Source organism: Vibrio celticus, from assembly GCF_024347335.1.
Lineage (GTDB): Bacteria > Pseudomonadota > Gammaproteobacteria > Enterobacterales > Vibrionaceae > Vibrio > Vibrio celticus.
Map to the genome: position 1 here is coordinate 322,483 of NZ_AP025463.1, position 24,072 is coordinate 346,554.

General features: G+C 45.4%; 37 protein-coding genes. 25 read left to right on the top strand and 12 right to left on the bottom strand.

The annotated features are described in order from the left end of the window. The first annotated feature begins 7 nt into the window (after positions 1-7). From rplB to rplQ, 24 genes are all read left to right on the top strand, one after another. Positions 8-832 carry a 50S ribosomal protein L2 gene (rplB, locus tag OCV19_RS01475; protein ID WP_017076297.1) on the top strand — a complete coding sequence of 275 codons (825 nt, stop codon included), beginning with the start codon at positions 8-10 and terminating at the stop codon, positions 830-832. Between the two features lie 19 nt (positions 833-851). Further along, complete coding sequence (rpsS, locus tag OCV19_RS01480; protein ID WP_004736729.1) at positions 852-1,130, top strand: 30S ribosomal protein S19; 279 nt, start codon at positions 852-854, stop codon at positions 1,128-1,130. Between the two features lie 10 nt (positions 1,131-1,140). Then, entirely contained in the window at positions 1,141-1,473 is a 333-nt protein-coding gene (gene rplV / locus OCV19_RS01485; protein WP_004736732.1) for a 50S ribosomal protein L22, read from the top strand. An 18-nt stretch (positions 1,474-1,491) separates the two neighbouring features. Continuing rightward, positions 1,492-2,190, top strand: a complete 699-nt coding sequence (rpsC, locus tag OCV19_RS01490) for a 30S ribosomal protein S3 (protein ID WP_004736734.1) — start codon at positions 1,492-1,494, stop codon at positions 2,188-2,190. An 11-nt stretch (positions 2,191-2,201) separates the two neighbouring features. Then, positions 2,202-2,612: a 50S ribosomal protein L16 gene (rplP, locus tag OCV19_RS01495; protein WP_004736736.1), complete on the top strand. Its 411-nt coding sequence runs from the start codon at positions 2,202-2,204 to the stop codon at positions 2,610-2,612. Further along, entirely contained in the window at positions 2,612-2,803 is a 192-nt protein-coding gene (gene rpmC / locus OCV19_RS01500; protein WP_004736737.1) for a 50S ribosomal protein L29, read from the top strand. Before rplP ends, rpmC begins: the two co-directional genes overlap by 1 nt. Beyond that, complete coding sequence (gene rpsQ / locus OCV19_RS01505) at positions 2,803-3,057, top strand: 30S ribosomal protein S17 (RefSeq protein ID WP_004736739.1); 255 nt, start codon at positions 2,803-2,805, stop codon at positions 3,055-3,057. Before rpmC ends, rpsQ begins: the two co-directional genes overlap by 1 nt. 162 nt (positions 3,058-3,219) lie before the next feature. After that, complete coding sequence (gene rplN, locus OCV19_RS01510; protein ID WP_004736740.1) at positions 3,220-3,591, top strand: 50S ribosomal protein L14; 372 nt, start codon at positions 3,220-3,222, stop codon at positions 3,589-3,591. An 11-nt stretch (positions 3,592-3,602) separates the two neighbouring features. Next, positions 3,603-3,920 carry a 50S ribosomal protein L24 gene (rplX, locus tag OCV19_RS01515; RefSeq protein WP_004738792.1) on the top strand — a complete coding sequence of 106 codons (318 nt, stop codon included), beginning with the start codon at positions 3,603-3,605 and terminating at the stop codon, positions 3,918-3,920. Positions 3,921-3,944: 24 nt separating this feature from the next. Next, positions 3,945-4,484, top strand: coding sequence for a 50S ribosomal protein L5 (rplE, locus tag OCV19_RS01520; RefSeq protein WP_004738790.1), 540 nt, complete (start codon positions 3,945-3,947; stop codon positions 4,482-4,484). Between the two features lie 16 nt (positions 4,485-4,500). Then, complete coding sequence (gene rpsN / locus OCV19_RS01525) at positions 4,501-4,806, top strand: 30S ribosomal protein S14 (RefSeq protein WP_004738789.1); 306 nt, start codon at positions 4,501-4,503, stop codon at positions 4,804-4,806. 29 nt (positions 4,807-4,835) lie between these two features. Continuing rightward, positions 4,836-5,228: a 30S ribosomal protein S8 gene (gene rpsH, locus OCV19_RS01530; RefSeq protein WP_017061309.1), complete on the top strand. Its 393-nt coding sequence runs from the start codon at positions 4,836-4,838 to the stop codon at positions 5,226-5,228. Between the two features lie 10 nt (positions 5,229-5,238). After that, positions 5,239-5,772 (top strand): 50S ribosomal protein L6, encoded by a 534-nt coding sequence (gene rplF / locus OCV19_RS01535; RefSeq protein ID WP_017063712.1) that lies wholly within the window; start codon positions 5,239-5,241, stop codon positions 5,770-5,772. Positions 5,773-5,781: 9 nt separating this feature from the next. Then, positions 5,782-6,135: a 50S ribosomal protein L18 gene (gene rplR, locus OCV19_RS01540; RefSeq protein WP_048605977.1), complete on the top strand. Its 354-nt coding sequence runs from the start codon at positions 5,782-5,784 to the stop codon at positions 6,133-6,135. A gap of 14 nt (positions 6,136-6,149) precedes the next feature. Continuing rightward, complete coding sequence (rpsE, locus tag OCV19_RS01545) at positions 6,150-6,650, top strand: 30S ribosomal protein S5 (protein WP_004736754.1); 501 nt, start codon at positions 6,150-6,152, stop codon at positions 6,648-6,650. Positions 6,651-6,657: 7 nt separating this feature from the next. Continuing rightward, a complete protein-coding gene (gene rpmD, locus OCV19_RS01550) occupies positions 6,658-6,834 on the top strand; it encodes a 50S ribosomal protein L30 (protein WP_004736756.1) in 177 nt (58 codons plus the stop codon). Positions 6,835-6,839: 5 nt separating this feature from the next. Next, positions 6,840-7,274: a 50S ribosomal protein L15 gene (gene rplO, locus OCV19_RS01555; RefSeq protein WP_004736758.1), complete on the top strand. Its 435-nt coding sequence runs from the start codon at positions 6,840-6,842 to the stop codon at positions 7,272-7,274. A 20-nt stretch (positions 7,275-7,294) separates the two neighbouring features. Then, the gene (gene secY / locus OCV19_RS01560) at positions 7,295-8,629 is read left to right on the top strand and encodes a preprotein translocase subunit SecY (RefSeq protein WP_004738781.1); all 1,335 of its coding nucleotides are present in this window, start codon (positions 7,295-7,297) and stop codon (positions 8,627-8,629) included. A 41-nt stretch (positions 8,630-8,670) separates the two neighbouring features. Next, positions 8,671-8,784, top strand: coding sequence for a 50S ribosomal protein L36 (rpmJ, locus tag OCV19_RS01565; protein ID WP_000868186.1), 114 nt, complete (start codon positions 8,671-8,673; stop codon positions 8,782-8,784). Positions 8,785-8,932: 148 nt separating this feature from the next. Further along, complete coding sequence (gene rpsM, locus OCV19_RS01570; protein ID WP_004738779.1) at positions 8,933-9,289, top strand: 30S ribosomal protein S13; 357 nt, start codon at positions 8,933-8,935, stop codon at positions 9,287-9,289. A 19-nt stretch (positions 9,290-9,308) separates the two neighbouring features. Continuing rightward, the gene (rpsK, locus tag OCV19_RS01575) at positions 9,309-9,698 is read left to right on the top strand and encodes a 30S ribosomal protein S11 (protein WP_004738778.1); all 390 of its coding nucleotides are present in this window, start codon (positions 9,309-9,311) and stop codon (positions 9,696-9,698) included. Positions 9,699-9,729: 31 nt separating this feature from the next. Further along, a complete protein-coding gene (gene rpsD / locus OCV19_RS01580; RefSeq protein WP_004738777.1) occupies positions 9,730-10,350 on the top strand; it encodes a 30S ribosomal protein S4 in 621 nt (206 codons plus the stop codon). A gap of 22 nt (positions 10,351-10,372) precedes the next feature. Then, on the top strand, positions 10,373-11,365 hold the full coding sequence (locus tag OCV19_RS01585; RefSeq protein WP_004729813.1) for a DNA-directed RNA polymerase subunit alpha: 993 nt from the start codon (positions 10,373-10,375) through the stop codon (positions 11,363-11,365). Positions 11,366-11,389: 24 nt separating this feature from the next. Next, complete coding sequence (gene rplQ / locus OCV19_RS01590; protein ID WP_004729812.1) at positions 11,390-11,770, top strand: 50S ribosomal protein L17; 381 nt, start codon at positions 11,390-11,392, stop codon at positions 11,768-11,770. 454 nt (positions 11,771-12,224) lie between these two features. Here rplQ and OCV19_RS01595 read toward each other — a convergent pair whose 3' ends face one another. Further along, a complete protein-coding gene (locus OCV19_RS01595; protein WP_065676583.1) occupies positions 12,225-12,719 on the bottom strand; it encodes a DUF2780 domain-containing protein in 495 nt (164 codons plus the stop codon). Positions 12,720-12,853: 134 nt separating this feature from the next. Beyond that, positions 12,854-13,474 (bottom strand): FKBP-type peptidyl-prolyl cis-trans isomerase, encoded by a 621-nt coding sequence (locus OCV19_RS01600; RefSeq protein WP_008220519.1) that lies wholly within the window; start codon positions 13,472-13,474, stop codon positions 12,854-12,856. A 213-nt stretch (positions 13,475-13,687) separates the two neighbouring features. On the opposite strand from OCV19_RS01600, the gene OCV19_RS01605 reads away from it, so the two are divergent. After that, positions 13,688-14,272, top strand: a complete 585-nt coding sequence (locus OCV19_RS01605; RefSeq protein WP_048605967.1) for a LysM-like peptidoglycan-binding domain-containing protein — start codon at positions 13,688-13,690, stop codon at positions 14,270-14,272. A 59-nt stretch (positions 14,273-14,331) separates the two neighbouring features. On the opposite strand, the gene OCV19_RS01610 is transcribed toward OCV19_RS01605, so the two are convergent. The 10 genes from OCV19_RS01610 to OCV19_RS01655 all read right to left on the bottom strand — a co-directional run bounded on the left by OCV19_RS01610 (position 14,332) and on the right by OCV19_RS01655 (position 23,837). After that, a complete protein-coding gene (locus OCV19_RS01610) occupies positions 14,332-15,180 on the bottom strand; it encodes a DMT family transporter (protein WP_065676582.1) in 849 nt (282 codons plus the stop codon). Further along, a complete protein-coding gene (locus OCV19_RS01615) occupies positions 15,180-15,632 on the bottom strand; it encodes a GNAT family N-acetyltransferase (RefSeq protein ID WP_065676581.1) in 453 nt (150 codons plus the stop codon). The genes OCV19_RS01610 and OCV19_RS01615 overlap by 1 nt, the downstream gene beginning before the upstream one ends. Before the next feature lie 57 nt (positions 15,633-15,689). Then, the gene (locus OCV19_RS01620) at positions 15,690-16,256 is read right to left on the bottom strand and encodes a Crp/Fnr family transcriptional regulator (protein WP_004735262.1); all 567 of its coding nucleotides are present in this window, start codon (positions 16,254-16,256) and stop codon (positions 15,690-15,692) included. Between the two features lie 71 nt (positions 16,257-16,327). Then, the gene (locus OCV19_RS01625; RefSeq protein ID WP_065676580.1) at positions 16,328-18,082 is read right to left on the bottom strand and encodes a lysophospholipid acyltransferase family protein; all 1,755 of its coding nucleotides are present in this window, start codon (positions 18,080-18,082) and stop codon (positions 16,328-16,330) included. Positions 18,083-18,094: 12 nt separating this feature from the next. Continuing rightward, the gene (locus tag OCV19_RS01630) at positions 18,095-18,532 is read right to left on the bottom strand and encodes a YHS domain-containing (seleno)protein (protein WP_052880336.1); all 438 of its coding nucleotides are present in this window, start codon (positions 18,530-18,532) and stop codon (positions 18,095-18,097) included. A gap of 12 nt (positions 18,533-18,544) precedes the next feature. Beyond that, complete coding sequence (locus tag OCV19_RS01635) at positions 18,545-19,294, bottom strand: NRDE family protein (RefSeq protein WP_065676579.1); 750 nt, start codon at positions 19,292-19,294, stop codon at positions 18,545-18,547. Positions 19,295-19,296: 2 nt separating this feature from the next. Further along, complete coding sequence (locus OCV19_RS01640; RefSeq protein WP_065676578.1) at positions 19,297-19,839, bottom strand: hypothetical protein; 543 nt, start codon at positions 19,837-19,839, stop codon at positions 19,297-19,299. Positions 19,840-19,858: 19 nt separating this feature from the next. Further along, positions 19,859-20,992 (bottom strand): ATP-grasp domain-containing protein, encoded by a 1,134-nt coding sequence (locus tag OCV19_RS01645; protein WP_065676577.1) that lies wholly within the window; start codon positions 20,990-20,992, stop codon positions 19,859-19,861. After that, positions 20,989-21,576 (bottom strand): DedA family protein, encoded by a 588-nt coding sequence (locus OCV19_RS01650; RefSeq protein WP_065676576.1) that lies wholly within the window; start codon positions 21,574-21,576, stop codon positions 20,989-20,991. The genes OCV19_RS01645 and OCV19_RS01650 overlap by 4 nt, the downstream gene beginning before the upstream one ends. A 284-nt stretch (positions 21,577-21,860) precedes the next feature. Next, on the bottom strand, positions 21,861-23,837 hold the full coding sequence (locus tag OCV19_RS01655) for a bifunctional 2',3'-cyclic-nucleotide 2'-phosphodiesterase/3'-nucleotidase (RefSeq protein WP_048605945.1): 1,977 nt from the start codon (positions 23,835-23,837) through the stop codon (positions 21,861-21,863). Positions 23,838-24,072 lie beyond the last annotated feature (235 nt).

Sequence of the window (24,072 nt, forward strand, 5' to 3'; positions counted from 1 at the left end):
AGTAAAAATGGCTATTGTTAAATGTAAGCCGACTTCCCCTGGTCGTCGTCACGTCGTTAAAGTTGTTAACGCTGACCTACACAAGGGTAAGCCATACGCACCACTTCTAGAGAAAAACTCTAAGAACGGTGGTCGTAACAACAACGGTCGTATTACAGTACGTCACATCGGTGGTGGTCATAAGCACCATTACCGTCTGATTGACTTCAAACGTACTAAAGATGGCATCCCAGCGAAAGTTGAGCGTCTAGAATACGATCCAAACCGTAGTGCTAACATCGCTCTAGTTCTGTACGCAGACGGTGAGCGTCGTTACATCATTGCACCTAAAGGTGTTAACGCAGGCGACCAGATTCAATCTGGCGTAGATGCTGCAATCAAAGCAGGTAACACTCTGCCGATGCGCAACATCCCAGTAGGTTCTACTGTACACTGTGTTGAACTTAAGCCTGGTAAAGGTGCTCAACTAGCTCGTTCGGCTGGTGCTTATGCTCAAATCATCGCTCGCGATGGTGCATACGTAACTATCCGTCTACGTTCTGGTGAGATGCGCAAAGTTCTTTCTGAAGGTCGTGCAACGATCGGTGAAGTTGGTAACTCTGAGCATATGCTACGTGAACTTGGTAAAGCTGGTGCTTCACGCTGGCGCGGCGTACGTCCAACCGTACGTGGTGTAGTAATGAACCCGGTGGATCACCCACATGGTGGTGGTGAAGGCCGCACATCTGGTGGTCGTCACCCAGTTTCTCCTTGGGGCGTTCCTACTAAGGGCTTCAAGACTCGTAAGAACAAGCGCACTGACAAGTACATCGTACGTCGTCGCACTAAATAATTTATAAAGAGGAATCGCCATGCCACGTTCTCTCAAGAAAGGTCCTTTTATTGACCTACACTTGCTGAAGAAGGTAGAGAAAGCGGTGGAAAGCGGAGACAAAAAGCCTATTAAGACTTGGTCCCGTCGCTCAATGATCATCCCAACAATGATTGGTTTGACCATCGCTGTCCATAATGGTCGTCAGCACGTTCCAGTTTTCGTTACCGAAGAAATGATCGGTCACAAACTGGGCGAATTTGCACCAACTCGTACTTATCGCGGTCATGCTGCAGATAAGAAAGCTAAGAAGAAATAAGGAGTAGATGATGGAAGCTTTAGCTAAACATAACTTTGCTCGTATTTCTCCACAGAAAGCTCGCTTAGTTGCAGACCAAATTCGCGGTAAGTCGGTAGATCAAGCTCTAGAAATTCTAACTTTCAGCAACAAAAAAGCTGCTGTATTAGTTAAGAAGGTTCTTGAGTCAGCTATCGCTAACGCGGAACATAACGAAGGTGCAGATATCGACGATCTAAATGTCGCTAAAATCTTCGTAGATGAGGGCCCTATCATGAAGCGTATTATGCCTCGTGCTAAAGGTCGTGCGGATCGTATCTTGAAGCGTTCAAGCCACATCACTATTGTTGTAGCAGATCGCTAAAGACTAGGAGAGTAAGCAATGGGTCAGAAAGTACATCCTAATGGTATTCGTCTTGGCATCGTTAAGCCTTGGAATGCTACATGGTTTGCTAATACCAACGAATTCGCTGACAACCTAGACGGCGACTTCAAGGTACGTCAGTTCCTTACAAAGGAACTACAAAAAGCATCATTATCTCGTATCGTTATCGAGCGTCCAGCTAAGAGCATCCGTGTGACTATTCACACTGCTCGTCCTGGCGTTGTTATCGGTAAGAAAGGTGAAGACGTAGAGAAGCTACGCGCAGCTGTAGCTAAAATCGCAGGTGTACCAGCGCAAATTAACATCGCTGAAGTACGTAAGCCTGAGCTAGATGGTCAGCTTGTAGCTGATAGCATCGCGTCTCAACTAGAGCGTCGTGTTATGTTCCGTCGTGCAATGAAGCGTGCGGTACAAAATGCTATGCGTCTAGGCGCTAAAGGCATCAAAGTACAAGTAGGCGGCCGTCTTGGCGGTGCTGAAATCGCACGTTCTGAGTGGTACCGTGAAGGCCGTGTGCCTCTACACACTCTACGTGCAGACATTGATTACGCAACTTCTTCGGCTCACACTCAATACGGTGTGATCGGCATTAAAGTTTGGATCTTCAAAGGTGAGATTCTAGGCGGTATGCCAGCTGCTAACGCAGTAGAGCCAAAAGGCGATAAGCCTAAGAAGCAGCGTAAAGGCCGTAAGTAAGGAGTCGAACGATGCTACAACCAAAACGTACTAAGTTCCGCAAGGTTATGACTGGTCGTAACCGTGGTCTAGCTAAAGGTACTGAAGTAAGCTTCGGCGAATTCGGTCTTAAAGCTGTTGGCCGTGGTCGTCTGACTGCACGTCAAATCGAAGCGGCACGTCGTGCTATGACACGTCACATTAAGCGTCAAGGTCAAATCTGGATCCGTGTATTCCCAGACAAGCCGATTACTGAAAAGCCTCTTGAAGTTCGTCAAGGTAAAGGTAAAGGTTCAGTTGCGTACTGGGTTGCTCAAATCCAACCAGGCAAAGTTATGTACGAGATGAATGGCGTACCTGAAGAGTTGGCACGTGAAGCGTTCCGCCTAGCGGCACGTAAACTGCCTGTTAAAACTACTTTTGTAACTAAGCAGGTGATGTGATGAAAGCACAAGATCTACGCGAAAAGAACGTTGAAGAGCTTAACGCTGAGCTATTGAATTTGCTACGTGAACAGTTCAACTTGCGCATGCAAGCTGCAACTGGTCAACTACAGCAAACTCATACTCTAAAAGCTGTACGCCGTGACATCGCACGTGTGAAAACTGTTTTGACTGAAAAGGCAGGCGCATAATGAGCGAAACTAACCGCATCCAGCAAGGCCGTGTAGTAAGTGACAAGATGGACAAGTCTATCGTTGTTGCTATTGAGCGCACTGTAAAACACCCAATTTACGGTAAGTTCATCAAACGCACGACTAAAGTACACGCACACGACGAAGACAACACTTGTGGCCTAGGCGACAAAGTTGAAATCGCTGAGTGTCGTCCTCTGTCTAAGACTAAGTCTTGGACATTGGTTAAAGTTCTAGAAAAAGCGAAGATTTAATCTTTGTAATTCTATAACTTATAAGCGGCTCCAAATAATTTTTTGGAGCCGCTTGTTTTTTGTCTACCCAATTTAAAAAAAGGGTGGTACAATTCGCGTCCCTTTTAAAGAGGCAGCCCGACCCGAGAGGGTCTAGTTTTAATATTTAGCGGAGCACTAACAATGATCCAGATGCAAAGTACACTTGACGCAGCAGATAACTCTGGCGCGCGCAAGGTAATGTGTATTAAGGTTCTGGGTGGCTCTCACCGCCGTTATGCACATATCGGTGACGTCATCAAGGTTACAGTGAAGGAAGCGATTCCTCGCGGTAAAGTAAAGAAAGGTGATGTTCTGAAGGCGGTAGTAGTGCGCACCCGTAAAGGCGTTCGTCGCCCAGACGGTTCTGTCATTCGCTTCGACAGTAATGCTTGTGTATTGTTAAATGACACTACTGAGCAACCAGTCGGCACACGTATCTTTGGTCCTGTGACTCGTGAACTTCGTAACGCGAAATTCATGAAGATTGTATCACTAGCACCTGAAGTTCTGTAAGGAGCGGCAATATGGCAGCTAAAATCCGTCGTAATGACGAAGTAATCATTCTTGCTGGTAAAGATAAAGGCAAGAAAGGTAAAGTAACTAAGGTTCTGACAACTGGTAAAGTTATCGTTGAAGGCATCAACCTTGTTAAGAAACACCAAAAGCCGGTTCCGGCTCTAGGTCAACAAGGTGGCATCGTTGAACAAGAAGCAGCTATTGATGCTTCTAACGTTGCTGTTTTTAACGCGGCTACTGGTAAAGCAGACCGTATCGGTTTCCGTATCGAAGATGGCAAGAAAGTTCGTTTCTTCAAATCTAACGGCGAAACTGTTTCTAACTAATTAGAAGTAATTTGGAGTTCTACTATGGCGAAACTGCATGATTACTACAAGTCGTCTGTAGTCGCTGAGCTTACCAAAGAGTTCAGCTACACAAGCGTCATGCAAGTCCCTAGGATTGAGAAAATCACCCTAAACATGGGCGTTGGTGAAGCAATCAACGATAAGAAACTGCTAGAAAACGCAGCAGCTGATATGGCAACGATCTCTGGTCAAAAGCCACTTATCACTAAAGCGCGTAAATCTGTAGCTGGTTTCAAAATTCGTGAAGGCTACCCAATTGGTTGTAAAGTAACCTTGCGTGGTGAGCGCATGTGGGAATTTTTAGAGCGTTTAATCTCTATCGCACTTCCACGTGTACGTGATTTCCGTGGTGTTAGCGCTAAGTCTTTTGACGGTCGCGGTAACTACAGCATGGGCGTTCGCGAGCAAATCATCTTTCCGGAAATCGACTACGATAAAGTCGATCGCGTCCGCGGTCTTGATATCACTATCACGACTTCTGCGGGTTCCGATGAGGAAGGCCGAGCTCTGCTGGCTGCCTTTAACTTCCCATTCCGTAAGTAAGGGTAGGGTTACTGTTATGGCTAAACAATCAATGAAAGCACGTGAAGCTAAACGTGCAAAACTAGTAGCTAAGTTCGCTGAAAAGCGTTCTGCGCTAAAAGTTATCATTAGCGATGTAAACGCATCTGAAGAAGATCGTTGGAATGCGGTTCTTAAACTGCAATCTCTTCCACGTGATTCAAGTGCATCACGTCAGCGCAACCGTTGCAACCAAACTGGTCGTCCACACGGTTACCTACGTAAATTCGGTCTAAGCCGCATTAAGGTTCGTGAAGCTTGCATGAAAGGCGAGATTCCGGGTCTTCGTAAGGCTAGCTGGTAATTGCCACTTAATCATTTGGAGTAAATCTTATGAGCATGCAAGATCCGATTTCGGATATGCTGACCCGAGTTCGTAACGGTCAGGCAGCAAACAAAGTTGCTGTAAAAATGCCTTCTTCAAAGCTTAAAGTTGCAATTGCTGCATTACTTAAAGCTGAAGGTTACATCGTAGACTTCGCTGTTAACAGCGAAGCAAAACCTGAGCTAGAAGTTACTCTTAAGTACTTCCAAGCTAAACCTGTAATCGAGCAAATCAAGCGTGTATCACGTCCTGGTCTAAGAGTTTATAAAAATAAAGACTCTTTACCTACTGTGATGGGTGGTCTTGGTATTGCAGTTGTTTCTACTTCCAAGGGTCTGATGTCTGACCGTGCTGCTCGTAAAGCAGGTCTTGGCGGTGAAATCATCTGTTACGTAGCTTAAGGAGTAGATTATGTCTCGTGTTGCTAAAGCACCTGTCGCTATTCCAGCTGGCGTAGAGGTGAAACTAAACGGCCAAGAAGTTACTGTAAAAGGTAGCAAAGGTGAGCTTACTCGCGTTCTTAACAGCGCCGTAGTTATTGCACAGGAAGAAACCAACCTAACTTTCGGTCCGAAAGAAGGTGTTACTAACGCATGGGCACAAGCTGGTACAGCTCGCGCTCTAGTTAATAACATGGTTGTGGGTGTTACTGAGGGCTTCACTAAGAAGCTAACTCTTAAGGGTGTTGGTTACCGTGCTGCTATGAAAGGCAACTCTGTAGCTCTAACACTTGGTTTTTCTCACCCAGTAGAGCACGCTCTACCTGAAGGTATTAAAGCTGAGTGCCCTAGCCAAACTGAGATCATCATTACTGGTTGCGATAAGCAAGTAGTAGGTCAAGTTGCGGCTGACATTCGTTCTTACCGTGCTCCTGAGCCTTACAAAGGCAAAGGTGTTCGTTACGCAGATGAAAATGTGCGTACTAAAGAAGCTAAGAAGAAGTAAGGTATCACTATGGATAAGAAAGCATCTCGCATCCGTCGTGCTACACGTGCACGTCGTAAGATTGCAGAACTTGGTGCAACTCGCCTGGTAGTACACCGTACTCCTCGCCATGTTTACGCACAAGTTATCGCGGCAAACGGCTCTGAGGTTATCGCAGCTGCTTCTACTGTAGAAAAAGCGATCCGTGAGCAAGTTAAGAACACTGGTAACGTTGATGCAGCTAAAGCAGTTGGTAAAGCTGTTGCTGAGCGCGCTCTTGAAAAAGGCGTAGCTTCAGTTGCATTCGATCGTTCTGGTTTCCAATACCACGGTCGAGTAGCGGCGCTAGCAGATTCTGCTCGCGAAGCTGGTCTGAAATTCTAAGGTAGGGTTGGAAGATGGCTAAAGAACAACAACAAGCTAATGATTTGCAAGAAAAGCTGATCGCAGTTAACCGTGTATCTAAGACGGTTAAAGGTGGTCGAATCATGAGCTTCACTGCACTAACAGTAGTTGGTGACGGTAATGGTCGTGTAGGTTTCGGTTACGGCAAAGCTCGTGAAGTACCTGCTGCGATTCAAAAAGCAATGGAAAAAGCGCGTCGTAACATGGTTACTGTTGCGCTTAACGAAGGCACTCTTCACCACCCGGTGAAAGGTCGTCATTCGGGCTCTAAAGTTTACATGCAGCCAGCTGCTGAAGGTACAGGTGTTATTGCCGGTGGTGCAATGCGTGCCGTACTTGAAGTTGCAGGCGTACATAACGTACTTTCTAAAGCATACGGTTCAACGAACCCTATCAACGTTGTTCGCGCAACGATTGGTGCTCTAGTAGACGTTAAGTCACCAGAAATGGTTGCTGCTAAACGTGGTCTAACTGTTGAATCTATTTCGGAGTAAGCACACGATGGCAACTATTAAAGTAACTCAAACTAAAAGCTCAATTGGTCGCCTACCTAAGCACAAAGCGTGTCTTAAAGGTCTAGGTCTTCGTCGCATCAACCATACAGTAGAACTTGAAGATACACCGTGCGTACGCGGTATGATCAACAAGGTTTACTACATGGTTAAGATTGAGGAGTAATCAGAATGCGTTTGAATACTCTATCACCGGCTGCTGGCTCTAAACCTTCTAAGAAGCGTGTAGGTCGTGGTATCGGTTCTGGCCTTGGTAAAACAGGTGGCCGTGGTCACAAAGGTCAAAAGTCACGTTCTGGCGGCTCTGTTCGTCCAGGTTTTGAAGGCGGTCAAATGCCTCTAAAACAACGTCTACCTAAATTCGGTTTCACTTCTCGTAAGAGTCTAGTGTCTGCTGAAGTTCGTCTAGCCGAGCTAGCGAAAGTAACAGGTGACGTAGTTGATCTTAACAGCCTTAAAGCTGCTAACGTTATCACTAAGAACATCGAGTTTGTTAAGATCGTTCTTTCTGGTGACCTAAGCAAAGCTGTGACTGTTAAAGGTCTACGCGTGACTAAAGGCGCTAAAGCTGCAATCGAAGCTGCAGGCGGTAAAATCGAGGAATAATCTCGAGGAACGAGGTACAGATGGCTAAGAAACCAGGACAAGATTTTCGTAGTGCTCAGAGCGGCTTAAGTGAACTAAAGTCGCGCTTATTATTCGTAATTGGTGCACTTTTAGTATTCCGAGCCGGCTCTTTTGTGCCGATCCCTGGTATTGACGCAGCTGTACTTGCCGATTTGTTCGATCAGCAAAAAGGTACCATCGTAGAAATGTTTAACATGTTCTCCGGTGGTGCTCTTGAGCGTGCATCTATATTAGCATTGGGTATCATGCCGTACATTTCGGCATCGATCGTAGTCCAATTGCTAACTGTAGTTCATCCAGCGTTAGCGGAACTCAAGAAAGAGGGTGAAGCAGGCCGTCGTAAGATAAGCCAATATACACGCTACGGCACGCTTGTACTTGCAACATTCCAAGCTATTGGTATCGCAACAGGCTTACCAAACATGGTCGACAATCTGGTTGTTATCAACCAAACCATGTTTACGCTTATTGCTACCGTGAGTTTAGTAACTGGTACCATGTTCTTAATGTGGTTAGGTGAACAAATCACTGAGCGAGGAATCGGTAATGGTATTTCCATTCTGATTTTTGCAGGTATTGTTGCTGGATTGCCTTCTGCAATCGGTCAAACAATCGAGCAAGCGCGTCAAGGTGAATTGCATGTGCTTCTTCTGCTGTTGATTGCTGTATTGTCTTTTGCTGTTATTTACTTCGTAGTTTTCATGGAACGTGGTCAACGTCGTATCGTCGTTAACTATGCGAAACGTCAACAAGGTCGTAAAGTTTTTGCAGCACAAAGCTCTCACTTGCCTCTTAAGATTAATATGGCAGGTGTTATTCCAGCGATTTTCGCATCAAGTATTATTTTGTTCCCAGGAACATTAGCGCAGTGGTTTGGTCAAAATGGTGAAAGCAGCGCGTTCGGTTGGTTAACTGACGTGTCATTAGCTCTTAGCCCAGGTCAACCTTTGTATGTAATGCTTTATGCAGCAGCTATAATCTTCTTCTGTTTCTTCTATACAGCGTTGGTGTTTAACCCACGTGAAACAGCTGATAACTTGAAGAAGTCTGGTGCATTCGTACCCGGTATCCGCCCAGGTGAGCAGACAGCGAAATATATCGATAAAGTGATGACTAGACTAACCCTTGCGGGCGCTCTATACATTACTTTTATATGTCTGATTCCTGAGTTCATGATGGTCGCGTGGAACGTTCGTTTCTACTTTGGCGGCACATCACTACTAATCGTAGTGGTAGTTATCATGGATTTCATGGCACAGGTACAGACTCATCTGATGTCACAACAGTATGATTCTGTGTTAAAGAAAGCGAATCTGAAGGGTTACGGCCGTTAATTCGGTGGTAACAATTTCGATTCCATTTACGGAGTTTAGCAATGAAAGTTCGTGCTTCCGTTAAAAAAATCTGCCGTAACTGTAAAGTTATCAAGCGTAACGGTGTCGTTCGCGTGATTTGCAGTGAGCCAAAGCATAAGCAACGCCAAGGCTAATTAGCAGAAATTTTTACTTGAAATACAAGGTAGAGTCGAGTATATTCCTCGGCCTACCTTTTGCGTGCAAAAGAAGTAGTATGCCGCAGCGTATCCATAACGGGCTTTGCTGCGGATAATTCTTTTATGAACCCCTTAGGAGTGAATAATGGCCCGTATAGCCGGCATTAACATTCCTGATCATAAGCATTCTGTAATTGCACTTACTGCAATCTACGGTATCGGTAAAACTCGCTCTCAAGCTATTCTAGCTGAAGTGGGTATTGCTGAAGATGCTAAGATCAGTGAACTAACTGAAGAGCAGATCGATCAACTGCGTGATGGTGTAGCTAAGTACACTGTAGAAGGTGATCTACGTCGTGAAGTATCGATGAACATCAAGCGTCTTATGGACCTTGGCTGTTACCGCGGTCTTCGTCATCGTCGCAGTCTACCACTACGTGGACAGCGTACTAAAACCAACGCTCGCACCCGTAAGGGTCCGCGCAAGCCGATCAAGAAATAGTCGGATAAGGTAGAGTACAATGGCAAAACAACCAACTCGCGCGCGTAAGCGCGTACGCAAGCAAGTAGCTGATGGCGTAGCGCACATTCATGCTTCTTTCAACAACACAATCGTAACTATCACTGACCGTCAAGGCAACGCTCTTGCATGGGCTACAGCAGGTGGTTCAGGTTTCCGTGGTTCTCGTAAATCTACTCCGTTCGCAGCACAAGTTGCAGCTGAGCGTTGTGGTGAAATGGCTAAAGAATATGGCCTAAAGAACTTGGAAGTTATGGTTAAGGGTCCAGGTCCAGGTCGCGAATCTACTGTTCGTGCACTGAACGCTGCTGGTTTCCGTATCACTAACATTGTTGATGCGACACCAATCCCTCATAACGGTTGTCGTCCACCTAAGAAACGTCGCGTTTAAGTTTCGTTTCTAGGAATATTGGAGAAAGATCATGGCAAGATATTTGGGTCCTAAGCTGAAGCTTAGCCGTCGCGAAGGTACTGACTTATTCCTTAAGTCTGGTGTCCGTGCGATCGATACCAAGTGTAAAATTGATAACGCACCAGGTGTACACGGCGCTCGTCGCGGTCGTCTATCTGAATATGGCGTTCAGCTTCGTGAGAAGCAAAAAGTTCGTCGTATCTACGGCGTTCTAGAAAAACAATTCCGCAACTACTACAAAGAAGCTGCACGTCTTAAAGGCAACACAGGTGCAAACCTGCTTCAGCTTCTTGAAGGTCGTCTTGATAACGTAGTTTACCGTATGGGCTTTGGCGCTACTCGTGCTGAATCTCGTCAACTAGTTAGCCACAAGTCTATTCTAGTTAACGGTAAAGTTGTAAACGTTCCTTCTTTCAAAGTAGCGGCAAACGACGTTGTTTCTATCCGCGAGAAAGCTAAACAGCAATCTCGTATTAAAGCGGCTCTAGAAGTTGCTGAACAACGTGAAAAGCCAACTTGGATTGAAGTAGATGCTGGCAAAATGGAAGGTACATTCAAGCGTATGCCTGAGCGTTCTGACCTATCAGCTGACATCAATGAACACTTGATCGTCGAACTTTACTCTAAGTAAGGTTAAAAAAAGAGAGGACACAATGCAGGGTTCTGTAACAGAATTTCTTAAGCCGCGTCTTGTTGACATTGAACAGATCAATACGACACACGCGAAAGTAACTCTTGAGCCATTAGAGCGCGGTTTCGGCCACACTCTAGGTAATGCTCTTCGCCGCATTCTTCTATCTTCTATGCCGGGTTGTGCCGTAACAGAAGTTGAAATTGAAGGTGTGCTACACGAATACAGCACTAAAGAAGGCGTTCAGGAAGATATCCTGGAAATCCTTCTAAACCTTAAAGGTTTGGCTGTACGCGTTGCTGAAGGCAAAGATGAAGTGTTTATTACACTGAACAAATCAGGCTCAGGCCCTGTTGTTGCAGGTGACATCACCCACGATGGTGATGTAGAGATCGCTAACCCTGAGCACGTAATTTGTCACCTAACGGATGACAACGCTGAGATCGCTATGCGTATCAAAGTAGAACGTGGTCGTGGTTACGTTCCAGCTTCAGCTCGTATCCATACTGAAGAAGATGAGCGTCCTATCGGTCGTCTACTAGTTGACGCTACTTACAGCCCGGTTGATAAAATCGCTTACGCTGTAGAAGCGGCACGTGTAGAACAACGTACTGATTTAGACAAGCTTGTTATCGATATGGAAACGAACGGTACTCTAGAACCTGAGGAAGCAATCCGTCGTGCAGCTACTATTTTAGCTGAACAACTGGATGCGTTCGTAGATCTTCGTGATGTACGTGTACCTGAGGAGAAGGAAGAGAAGCCAGAATTCGATCCTATCCTACTACGTCCTGTAGACGATCTTGAACTAACAGTTCGCTCTGCTAACTGTTTGAAAGCAGAAGCGATTCACTACATCGGTGATCTTGTACAGCGCACTGAGGTTGAGCTACTTAAAACGCCAAACCTTGGTAAGAAATCTCTTACAGAGATTAAAGATGTGCTTGCTTCACGTGGTCTTTCTCTAGGCATGCGTCTAGAAAACTGGCCACCAGCGTCAATCGCTGAAGATTAATCGAAAAGTTAGAAGGATTAGGTCATGCGCCATCGTAAAAGTGGTCGTCAACTCAACCGCAACAGCAGTCATCGCAAAGCGATGTTCAGCAACATGGCTAGCTCTCTTGTTCGTCACGAAGTTATTAAAACTACCGTGCCTAAAGCAAAAGAACTACGTCGCGTAATTGAGCCATTGATTACCCTAGCTAAGACAGACAGTGTTGCTAACCGTCGTCTTGCATTTGCTCGCACTCGTGATAACGAAGTTGTGGCAAAACTATTTAATGAACTAGGCCCGCGTTTCGCGGCTCGCCAAGGTGGTTACACTCGCATTCTTAAATGTGGTTTCCGTACTGGTGATAAAGCTCCAATGGCTTACATTGAGCTTGTAGACCGCCCAGCTGCTGAAGAAGCTGCTGAGTAATCTATACTAGATTCTTAATACAAAAGCCGAGCATTAGCTCGGCTTTTTTGTGTCTGTAGAACAAGGAAAAGATAATAGAAATTGCACCATGATGTTTGGCATTTTTTGCTTGTCTTATCTGCTCTATTTTTCAAAAATATCTCGTATCTCGTATCTCGTATCTCGTATCTCGTATCTCGTATCTCGTATCTCGTATCTCGTATCTCGTATCTCGTATCTCGTATCTCGTATCTCGTATCTCGTATCTCGTATCTCGTATCTCGTATCTCGTATCTCGTATCTCGTATCTCGTATCTCGTATCTCGTATCTCGTATCTCGTATCTCGTATCTCGTATCTCGTATCTCGTATCTCGTATCTCGTATCTCGTATCTCAAATATCTTTTCTTCCGCGCACAAAAAAGAGCACCGAAGTGCTCCTATCAGATTTTAAGCTAGCTATTAATAGCTAACGATTATTGCCATACAGCTGCAAGTGAATCCATTAAGCCGCTCGTTGCACCTTGTGACTGCAATGCTTGAAGAATGATTGGCGCAAATGTTGTAACCATTGATTGATCCATACCTAATCCAGAAAACGCACTTTCAACGGCACCTTGTGAGCTTAGTAGCGATGATAGACCCGTAGACTCAAGGCTCGACATACCCGGAATTAGTGTCGCGAGTTCTTTGTTGTCGGCTGTGCCAAGTGAGTTTTGTGCAAGGGCCAACATTGAACCAATACCGCCAACTGCTTGGTCGCTGGTAACAGAAGCTTGGTCAGCTACCGTATCCACTAGTGGCGTTGTTTCGTTCTGTTGAGACCACATATTCACTGCTGCCATTAATGCAGTTTGTGATAGTTGGGAATAGTTGGTATCTGATGATGAACTGGTTTGTTCAGAGTCGCTCGTGCTAGCGCAAGAGACAACAGCAAGGCTGCTTAAAACTGTGATGAGTACTTTCTTCATTATTCGTCCTTAAGTAATAAAGTAATTTACTCTTTCACTATAAACGAAAAACGGCGATGTAGTGACATCGCCGTTGGATTATTTCAATTTTATTTACCTATAGTATTTTGTTTTACTAAAGGTTTTTATAAAAATTAAAGAATTGCTAGAAGTTCTACTTCAAATACTAGAGCAGCAAATGGTGGGATTGCAGCACCTGCGCCACGCTCACCGTATGCTAGATCTTGAGGGATGTATAGCTTCCACTTAGAGCCAACAGGCATCATTTGTAGAGCTTGTACCCAACCTTGAATTACGCCAGTTACTGGGAATTCAGCAGGTTGACCGCGAGATACAGAGCTGTCGAAAACAGTACCGTCAGTTAGTTCGCCGTGGTAGTGAACACGTACTTGCTTGTCTGCAGTTGGGATTTCGCCAGTACCTTCAGTTAGTACTTCGTACTGAAGACCAGACTCAAGAACCGTTACTTCTGAACGAAGAGCGTTGTCAGCTAGGAAAGCTTCGCCGTCAGCAGCAGCAGCTTTAGCTAGTTCTTGACGTGCAGCTTCACCACGAGTGTGTAGCTCTTGTAGTGCGTTGTTGATTTCGTCAACTTCGATAGCTGGCATGTCGCCAACTAGAGCTGTTGCGATACCAGCAGCGATTGCGTCAACGTTTAGGCCTTCAAGACCAGAACCAGCAAGCTGTTGGCCCATTTGTAGACCGATACCGTAGCTAGCTTTTTGCTCTACAGTTTCAAATTTTACTTCAGACATGAAAAGTCACTCTTTTTGTCAGTACGAAAAGGGTAAGAATACCAGTATTAGCAGCGTGAAGAAACGGCTAGTCCCTGATCACTTGCGCTTTACCGTGCCCAAATCACAGCCATGTCAATTTTCTCGCTTTGGGCCTTGTTGTGACGGAAAGATCTATACTGTTGGTACTTTGGTTTTTATACTGTAGTTATTCAATGTATAGGACGCAGTGGTATGAATCGTCGTCAAAAGAAAAAACAGAAAGTTGACCACTTAGCAGAATTCAAGGATCGACTGAATCAGGTCAAAGAGAAATTGAGTTCGATCGATGTGAAGAAAATGAAAACCTCGACAGCGCAAACTTGGGGCTCATTGCCGAAGTTACACCAAAGATTGTTGATGGTGATTTCTCCGATCGTACTGATATTACTTTTTGTGCCGCTACCAGAACCTAAAGTAGACACAGCTCCAACAACATCGCGCGTTGAGCTTGAAATAAACACCGTCGGCTTAAGCGAACAGCAAAATGCCAAGAGCAGTTCATCAGAACCGAGTAACAAAAATTGGCAGGAGTACCTTGTTAAGCAAGGGGATACGTTAGCGCAGGTTTTTCGAAACAACGATTTGCCATTGTCTGACTTGAATGCGTTAGTGCGTATTGAAGGTGCAGATAAGCCACTCAGTCAGATTCGTAAAGGACAGCTGGTTCGTTTCAAACTTGCTGAGACTGGGCAGTTGGACATTCTTCAGCTAGAGAAAGGCGACACTTCGGTGATGTTCTTCCGCCTATCCGATGGTGGCTTCGGTCGCAGTAAGTAGATGAACAGTAAGCCTGAGTTAAAGCACTTCACCAGACACAGATAAACGATAGAAAAGAGCTAAGCATTAGCTCTTTTTTTTGGTCGCTTGAAAGGGGCGAGTGGCAAGATGATAAGCATGATTCCGATAAAGGTTAATGTATCTGGAATCTCATCGAACCATATTGCACCTATTAACGCCACAAACACCAATCCTGAATACTCAGCCAAGGCAATTTGGCTAGAGTGTGCTTTTTGATAGGCAGCAACCGCAAGGCCGTTGTAGCTTAAGATTAGCGTCGCACTCAGGGCTATGTATCCCAAATGATCCACAGACACCGGCTGCCAGTATAAGAAGCACAGTACTAATGAGGCTGGAATAGAGAATAAGGTTGTCCACCAAAGCGTCGTGACGACGGTTTGTTCACTAGGAAGCCTTCTTACCAATACATTGAATAGTGCGAGAGTGAGTGCTGTCCCCAAAGCAAACAGTGCCGCCCAATGAAATTGCGATGGCCTCAAGACAATCAATGCACCAATAAAACCTATGGTTGTGGCGATAACCTTGCCGAATGCCGGTTGCTCTTTCAATAGCAACATTGAGAGCGGCAACATCAGTAAAGGCGCGACATAAAATACTGCGTTGGCGGTTGCCAAAGACAAGTGAGTGATCGCGACCACCATGCATCCACTGCCGATCAGAATTAACTGACCTCGAATGAAGGTTACCTTAGCCTGCTGTAAGCGCCGTTGTTCTTTTTTCTGCTGTAGCCACAAAGGGGTGATGATGAGCAGAGATATCAACTGTCGGAAAAAAATATACTGTAAGGGCGGTACTTCGCCATTTAACAGCTTTACCGCTACGTCGGAAAGCGAGGCAAACAAGTTACCTGCAACCAACAGTAGAATACCGGCAGTGATATTCGTCATTATTTTTCTAATCTCATGTCTACATGAGGAATGTCATCTTCGAGGTACATAGCCGAGATGGTCTTGAAGCCGTGGCTCGCATAGAAGTTTTCTAGGTGTTGCTGCGCGCCAATATCAATGGCCGTATTTGGCCAAAGAGCCTCGCAGCGTGTTAATGCTTCTTTGATTAATTGATGCCCCAAGCCATCACCTCTTGCTGATTGCTTGGTTGCGACTCGGCCGATGCTGGTATTGTCGTAAGAGGTACCTGGTGGTAATAAACGTGCACACGCTACCAACTCTTCATCAGAATAGCCAAGCAGATGCTCAACACCTGCGAGTGTATCTTTACCGTCGAGCTCTGGATAAGGACAAGTTTGCTCCACCACAAATACATCGACTCTTAATTTAAGTAGTTGATAAAGCTGTTGTGTTGAGAGTTCAGAAAACGGAATTGAGTGCCAAGTGATCATGTTTACATCCAGAGATTATCGATGCTCTGAATTTACTATGCGCGATGATTGTTGGCATTAACTATTGTTAATTCGACCTTTAATTCTGCTCAGGCTGATTGCAGTTATTCCTAGGTAGGCTGCAATTTGATTGTCGTTCAAGCGCTGCTCAAGGTCGGGATAGTGCTCGCAGAACAGCTGATAGCGTTGCTCTGGTGTATAGAGCAGCATGAAGCGTTCTTTATTTTCCTTATGCATCAGCTGTGTTTCTAACAGCTTTAAATACAAAGGATTATTTGATGCTCGCCACTCGATAACCGCATTCATTGGCAGCTCTAACATGGTGATGGGTGTCAGCGTTTCTAATAGGTAAGGAGAGGCTTGGTTCTTTATCAGACTCTCAAAGCCGATGATCCAATCTTGTTCCCAATAGAACTCTTTGCTGTATTGCTTACCGTCATTGGTGAGGTAGCAGGCGTGGCACAAGCCCTCAAGCACAAAGTAGATTGAACTCGCCATCTCACCTTGATTGATCAAGATGTGTCTGGTTGGCAGCTCAAGTGGCTTGGCAACAGCGAGTAGAGATTCAATCTGGCTTTCAGAGAAGTCGAAGCTTTGCAGTTGTTCGATAAAAGAGGTGTGCATGAAAATAACCTATCCCAAATAAGTGCCGAAATCATCGCACTTATTTGGAGAGAGGTACAGAGCGGGATAAATCAGCGTCGTGCGTGTTGCTCTAGGTAGTCTTGAGCAAGCTCTCTGCCCATGTATTTACCCAGAGTTTTCAGTGGTACCTTTTTAAGGTTCACCACAATCAAGCCATCCAAGGCATCATTAAATGATGAGTCGACATTAAAACACACCAGTTTACCGTTCATCCCTAGATATTGGCGCAGCAGTACTGGCAGGCCTTTACCTTGCTCCATGCGTGCTAACACTTTAGAGAGCAGAGGTACACTCGCCAGTGAAGAGAGCAGGTGATTCTGCCAGAACACATGACTGCTGGTATTGAGAGGTGACGAAGGTGAAACTAAATTCGCCTTTTCTTCATCATAATGGTGGATTGACAAGGTGGTCGCGATCAACAGACGCGCATTGTGGCTGTAATCATTACTGATACTGACAGGGCCGAACAGATGGGTGTATTGAGGATGACGAGACACAAAGGTCGCGATGCCTTTCCACAATAGTAACAGTGAGTTCAGGCTCTTTTGGTAAGGCTTACTTACCACTGAACGCCCAAGCTCAATGCTGTTTTCTAGAGTATCAATGAATTCTTGGTTGTAATTAAACAGGCTACGAGAGTAGAGCTGATCAAGCCCGTGCTCAGCGATGAGTTTGTCGACCATACCGAGTCGATAAGCCCCGACCAATTCTGCCTTGGCTTTATTCCACACAAACAGTTGATGGTAGTAAAGGTCATACTCATCTAAATCACAGGCAAGTCCGCTGCCTTCTCCGACTTCTCTAAAGCTTTCTTCTCTTACTCGACCAATCTCGCGCATTAAGTTAGGAATAGATTGGCTTGGCGTGCAGTAGACCTCAAAGTCCCCTTGCTCGAGCAGTTTCATCTCTTCAGGGAGTGAGTCTATTTCTATTGATAAGACTTCTGGCGTAATAGGCGCTATCACTTGGGTATCGAAAGAGGGCGCGTGGATTGGCGTATTCGGGCTATCTTGTTGACTCATTAGGTAGGTATTGAGTCGTAGGTAGTTGACGATATCCATCTCTTTTTCAAACGATTTGATCTCTGAATACGGAATCGAAGAGCCAATCGAGATAGAGATAGTCGTCGCCTGTTTATTAAGAAGTTCACGGCCAAGTAAAGCCGTTCTCAGTAGTGGGTGAACACGGCCCGCTTGGTAGAAAAGCTCACTGTTCTTGCCATTGATAAAGATAGGCACCGTGGTGGCTTGGTGACGCTTAACAAACTTTGCGACTGATTTGCTCCACTCGATGTCTGTTAGTGTCTTGGCCCCTTTACGGTAACTCGATACTTCGCCAGCAGGGAACACAATCAAGAGTCCACCGTCTGCTAAATGACGATTGGCATCTCGAATAGCTTTGGCATTGGTGCGTTTCGATTCTTTACTGTTAAAGACATCGACACCGATGAAAAGATCATCCAGTTCCGGCAGGCGCTTAAGTAGTTCATTCGCCAGCACCTTCACATCCTTCCTTACTGATCCTACTAGATCAGCAAGGATCACACCTTCAATGGCACCAAGCGGATGGTTAGCCACAATCACCACTGGTCCTTCTTCCGGGATATTCTCTGTGGTGCCAGATGAAACCGAGTAGTCGATATTGAGCGCCGACAGGGTGTGATGCATGAATTCAAAGCTAGATAACTCGTTTGGTCGTTCTTGATAGAGTCGGTCTAGCTTAGATAGCCCAGTTGCCCACTCGACAACAGACTCACCTAAACCAAAAGGCGTGTAACGTGGTAAACGAAAAGGACTATCAATCATAATGAAATTACCTTACTTAATCAGTTGCGGCCAAACTTTATCGGCTTGTTGAATATGCTGTGCTTGGTCTTGTTCCCAACGTTGCTTAATCTCTTGGTCGTAGTTGAGGTAAAGCTTGTTATCAACAATCGTCCATTGATGTGGGTCACCCGGTGCAAAGTCACTCTTCGCTGATACTGCCCAAGCGCAATAGCCACCATATTGAGGGGCATATTTTTCAGGATTATTAACAAATAAAGTCAGATTCTTTTCAGAAGAGAAATACCAATCCGCCCCTTTGTACTCAGTGCTGAATTTTTTACTGCCTTCAACGGGCTTACCGGAAGTGAAATACGCGACGGTATCGTAGCCATCGAGCGCCTTACTGCTAAAGAAACCAGTGTAGATTTCATCAGCGGCAAATACGTACGGGCTAACAAGTAGCAGAACCATGGTTAATAGTTTTCTCATGATGGACTCCATCTATAGATTGATTGCGGGTGATAAATCGAAGGTAAAACGCTGTTGATTTATCTGGCATGGTTTAATGGGTTCACAAGGCGAGCCGGGTGCGTAAAACATCGAGGCTTGGCCGTGTAGATTGCGTAAGTGTGTAAAGCTCACGGTGTGCGCGTCTTCACGATGCATACAGGTCGCTAAATGAGGCTGTTCGCTGTGATGGTGAGAGTGAAACTGAAGTAAGTTCTGTTGATTCTTACCTGTTTCCATAAGCTGATCGTATTTTGCTTGTCGGTAGGCTTGTACTCGCTCTAAATCAACACCGGATGAGAACAGCGGAGAATCGGTTTCGACTATTTTTTGTTGAATGCCATCCCACATGTAGGCGATAACCAACCCATTGTTCTGAGTTAAGTTCGGCGCAAAAGCCAACAAGGTAAACGGGGCAAAAGAGTGCAGATCGAGCTGATGAAATGCTTCAGAGAGCTGACTGATGTTACGACTCGATGATAGATTCTTGAGTAGTAAACCACGGCTGACTAAAGGTCCAACAGGCACTATGCCTTGATAGTTATTGAGTAGGCATAGCGAAAGCCCGAACTCATTGATACTGATCCAGCTACCACCGCCAGTTGGGTCGAGTGGCATGATGATATCGACGCCGTTAACTCGATATTGTTTAGGTGGCATTGCCAGTGCTCGCGTCTTTTGTTCGTCACGGTTAAAAAAGACCTGATAACCATTTTCTTCAAGCAGCCAAGATACTGAACACATGATTATTGCTCCCTCAGATAGCTGCTGGTGGTTGGGGCATAACCAAAGGTATTGCATGTTTCGACATCAAGAAAGGTCGTGATCACCTTGATCATCGCATAGTGATGATTGGCATGCAGAGCAGCAAAGGTGACCTCTCTTTCTAACGTAGAAGGCAGGCTGGCGAATACTTGTGTATCCAATGAAACTTCGGTTTGGATCATGATAGGCGCTTCGAGATCTCTGCGGTCTAATCGTTCAAGCCAGTTGATCACATAATGGATCTCTTTTACTGCCATTGAGCGGTCGTATTCGACGGGATGACCACGACGGCGAGTGTTGTAATCAACGGTCGCATTCTCTTTTAAAATTAAAGCGTGAAAAAGATCGAGCGTATGACGAGTATGCTCACCAATAGAGCTTGTGACGTGCGGCTTTGCTCGTGTCAGATAGTCGCTGTCAGATATCGCTAATAAAAACTCTAAACCCTGATTCAATATCTCTACCGCTCCCTTGATACTAGGAGAGAAAGAAGTGAGGGCGCTCGGTTGGGCTATGGGGTTCATTCATGATCCTCGTGCAAAGTTAGTCGGTAGTCGGATATTGTTGAACAAGACGTCGTTCTTCTTGCCACGCCGCAAATAAGCTCTTGAAAGAAGGGGATTGGTGGCCTCGCTGTTTTTGCTGAGCGCCAATATCAAAAAGAATGCGGTATTGCAGGAGTAGCGTAGAAAATATCTCTCGCAGCGGTGTGTTGCGATCCCAGATATGCCCAGCCTCACTGCTTGCGCCATTGACCTCAAGGATCGTGAAATCCTCGCCGTTCATTAGGCTGTGCATGTCTTTAAACTTGACGTCGAGTCGGCCAAAATGAAAACCATCGAAGTCATCGAATATCTCGTCTAAACGTTCAGTTAAAGCCTGAGTAATGTATTGATTGCCATCGCGGAAGATGCAGCCACGGCTATGGCTACCTGCGAACGCGAGTTGGAACTCTTCGCCCTCTGCGAGCACTTGATCCAATTTATCTTCATGCCTTGGTAGATACAGGTGGCTGAGTTGCCCTGCTCGCGGGCTATTCTCAATCAATTGCTTGAGTGTCGAGGTGCCATCACCCACCACCATTGGTGAATATTTGAGTGTGATCGAGATGATCTCACCTTGCTTTTTGTTTGGGTAACGAACGTAGAAAACACCCGCTTCGGCTTGATAAGGCGCCTTTTTCTGCAATAGAAAGCGAGCATTATTTGGGAAAGATTCAACATACTGCTCAAGTTGATCTTGGTTGTTGATCAGCTTAACGCCAACACCTCGACAACCAAGATCCGGCTTCGCCACGATTGGGAAATCAAGCTCTGATTGTATGAGTGCGCTGCGTGCGTCTTCGGCTTGTTTTTTACTGCTGAGATCCGTTTTAGTTAGGGTAACAAACGGTGAGATCCAACGCCGACTTGAAGACCCGGCCAGGCTCAATATCTCATGTTTTGATTCGCCTACCATGCCGCTTAACTTAATGCTTGGATTGGCGATGAGCGGAAGTGACCAGTCAAAGTGCCGTAACCCTTGCATCAGACTTTGAATGACCACTGGCGTGTAGAAGAACCAAGTCGGAAGAAACTCATAAGGAGAGACACTGCGCATGGTATCTTTTTCAAGCAGAGGCATGCCTGCATTAATTTGATGTGCGGGAATGATGCGAATATCTTGCGGTGAACTCATGATAGTCCTCTAGAGTAGGTTTTATTCATTAATCGATTGCCGATAAACAGCAAAACGATGGCACACGGGATGACGATCCATTGATATTCAGAGGCTTGCAGCCACGCTGATGTCCCTAAATAGTAGATGGCAGAAAAGACAATGCCAGTCCAGAGCGCAGTGGCGCTGATGACGGCAAACAAGAAAGTAGGCAGTGGGATGGCGAAAAAGCCACTCAGGGTAAAACCAACGGTGCGTAGCCCAGGAATAAAGCGGATAACAAAAAGGCTGCTGAATGCGTTTTGGCGTAATTTGGTACGAAGCGAACGAAAGTATTTATTCGTGAGGGCTTTATATCGAACACCTCGGAAATAACGTCCTGACTTCCCTAAGTAATAAAGACCGAGATCACCCGTGGCAATACCGATGAAAATGGCAAGCAGCGCATATTGAGGAAGAATGAGCCCTTGCGTGGCTAAACCAGCAGCGGTAACAATCGCAAGATCTTCAAGTAGGTAAGAAAGCGCGATAATGCCAAGCATCAGCCATAGCAACGACTCCTCCCCTGAATGTAACCATGCTTGAATGCTCTCGACCGTGCTCATCAAATGTCCTTTTCTATCCTATAGATGAATGGCTTAATGACCATTCATTGAGTGTAGTAAATTAAATAGACACGAGGAGCAGAGAAAAACTTACAGACAATTAGCGCTTTTTTGTGTTGATTGGATGCAATGAGTGGTTTGAACTATGCGGTTTCGGTGCAGAATCAAAGGATGTTTAAGGGTTAGAAACGTAAGGTTTTGGATTGAAGATTCAGAAGAAAAGAAAAAGGCTGAGTTGTTAAACTCAGCCTTTTAGAAGGTTAACTATGGATTACTTAAGTAACCTATTTAGTTAGGTCAATCTGGTAAACAGCGAAACCAACATCGTCAGTCGCAACACGTTTCATCGGGTATTGACCCTTTTCTTTGATGAACTCTGCTGCTTTCTCGCTTGGCGACGTTTCAAAGCGGATATCTAGCTTGTTATCTGTTTTGATTGGCGCAAATGACCAGTTGTTGTCAGCCGTTGGGCTTACTTGACCTTGCTCTTTGCTTACGCGAGAGATGTAGTTTGCAAGAACAGTGCGGTTCTCATCTGGTGCATCAAATGCGATGAAATCTTCACCTGTGCCTGGGAATTTAGCACTGTATGCACGGTAGTTGTTGGTTGCGATCAGGAAGTCTTGCTTCATGTCGATTGGCTTACCTTGGTAAGTTAGGCCAACAATACGCTGTGAATCAGGGTTAACCACTTTACAGTTTGCATCGTATTTCGCAGGTTGAGTTACGTCGATTTGGTAATTAACACCGTCGATAACATCGAAGTTGTAAGTGCGGAAGTTATCCCACTCGATCAACTGCTGTGGTGCTGTTGAGTTAACATCCACTTGGTTGAACTGACCTGCAGAACACTCAAGCCACTCTTTTACTTCGTGACCTGTTACCTTCATTGCAACTAGCGTGTTTGGGTAAAGGTACAAGTCAGCTGCGTTACGGAATGTCAGTTGGCCAGATTCAACTTCAGTGAAGTTCGCTGGGTCATTCTTACGGCCGCCCGCTTTGAATGGTGCAGCAGCAGAAAGTACTGGTGTACCGTCTAGGTCTGGGTCACCTTGGATGAACTGTTCAACGTAATCTTTCTGTGCAAGGTTAACAATCTGTACTGTTGGATCGTCTTGTACTAGAGACAAGAAGCTGTACATTACGTCGTCTGCTTTACCAATCGGTTGGTTAACAAACTCACGAGTACCTGCGTGGTCTTTTTCTAGTGCTGTTACGATGCCTTCATCAGCTGCAGCAAGCGATTTCTTCTCGATCTTGTCGTAGATAGGGCGCGCTTCTGATTGGCCTTTTACTACTTCCCACTTACCGTCTTTTTGTGCAAGTGTTAGATCCATAACACCAACGTGGCTACCCCAACGACCTGGCATTACTGCCGCAACGCCGTTCATTGTGCCAGTTTCGTTGTCGATGCCTTGGATGTCATCAAAACCTTTACCTGGGAATACGGCGTGAGAGTGGCCGAATGCGATTGCATCGATGCCGTCTACTTCAGATAGGTAGAACGTTGAGTTCTCTTCGCCATTTTTGTATGGGTCCGTTGATACGCCTGAGTGAGGGATAGCAACGATAACTTCAGCGCCTTCCGCTTTCATTTGAGGTACTAACTCGTTCGCGGTTTCAATGATATCGCGAGCGATCACTTTACCTTCAAGGTTCTTCTTATCCCACGTCATGATTTGTGGTGGAACGAAACCGATGTAGCCGACTTTTACTTCATGCTCTACGCCAGCAGTATCTTCAAACGTGTGCGTCTTGATGATGTAAGGCGTGAAGTAGTGTTCTTTGGTTTTTGCGTCGTAAACGTTAGCACTGATGTACGGGAAATCAGCATCGTTGATTGACTCTTCTAAGAACTCAAGACCGTAGTTGAATTCGTGGTTACCTAGGTTTGCAGCGTCGTAGCTTAGCTGGTTCATAGCTTTGTATGCAGGGTGAACTTCACCGGCTTCGATGCCTTTGTCTGCCATGTAGTCACCCATTGGGCTACCTTGCAGCAAGTCACCGTTATCAACTAATACGCTGTTGGTTACTTCGTTTTGAGCTTCTTTTACTAGAGTTGCAGTACGTGCTAAGCCGATTTTTTTCGATGGCTTGTCTTTGTAGTAATCGTAATCCATTAGGTTGGTATGGATGTCCGTTGTCTCTACGACACGTAGTTTAATCACTTCATCGGTATCTGGTGTTGTTGTACAGCCTGCTAGAGTCAAACCAAGACCCGCAAGTACAGCCAATGACAAAGGTTTCATTGCAACTTTCATTTTGTAGCTCCAAAGTGGATAGTAGAAAATTCGTTGCGTAATGTAACAAAATGGAATGAAACAATGATTACAACGAATGTGAATTCGTGACTTAGATCGATTACTTTATGGTGTTCTGCAAGACGCCTCCCAAACCTGCTTAATCGATGCGCAACTGATATCGATAATATTAGTCCATTCATTTCACCTGCTTATCGATAAATTAAATCCCTTATCAGCTTTTCGAATAAAAAAT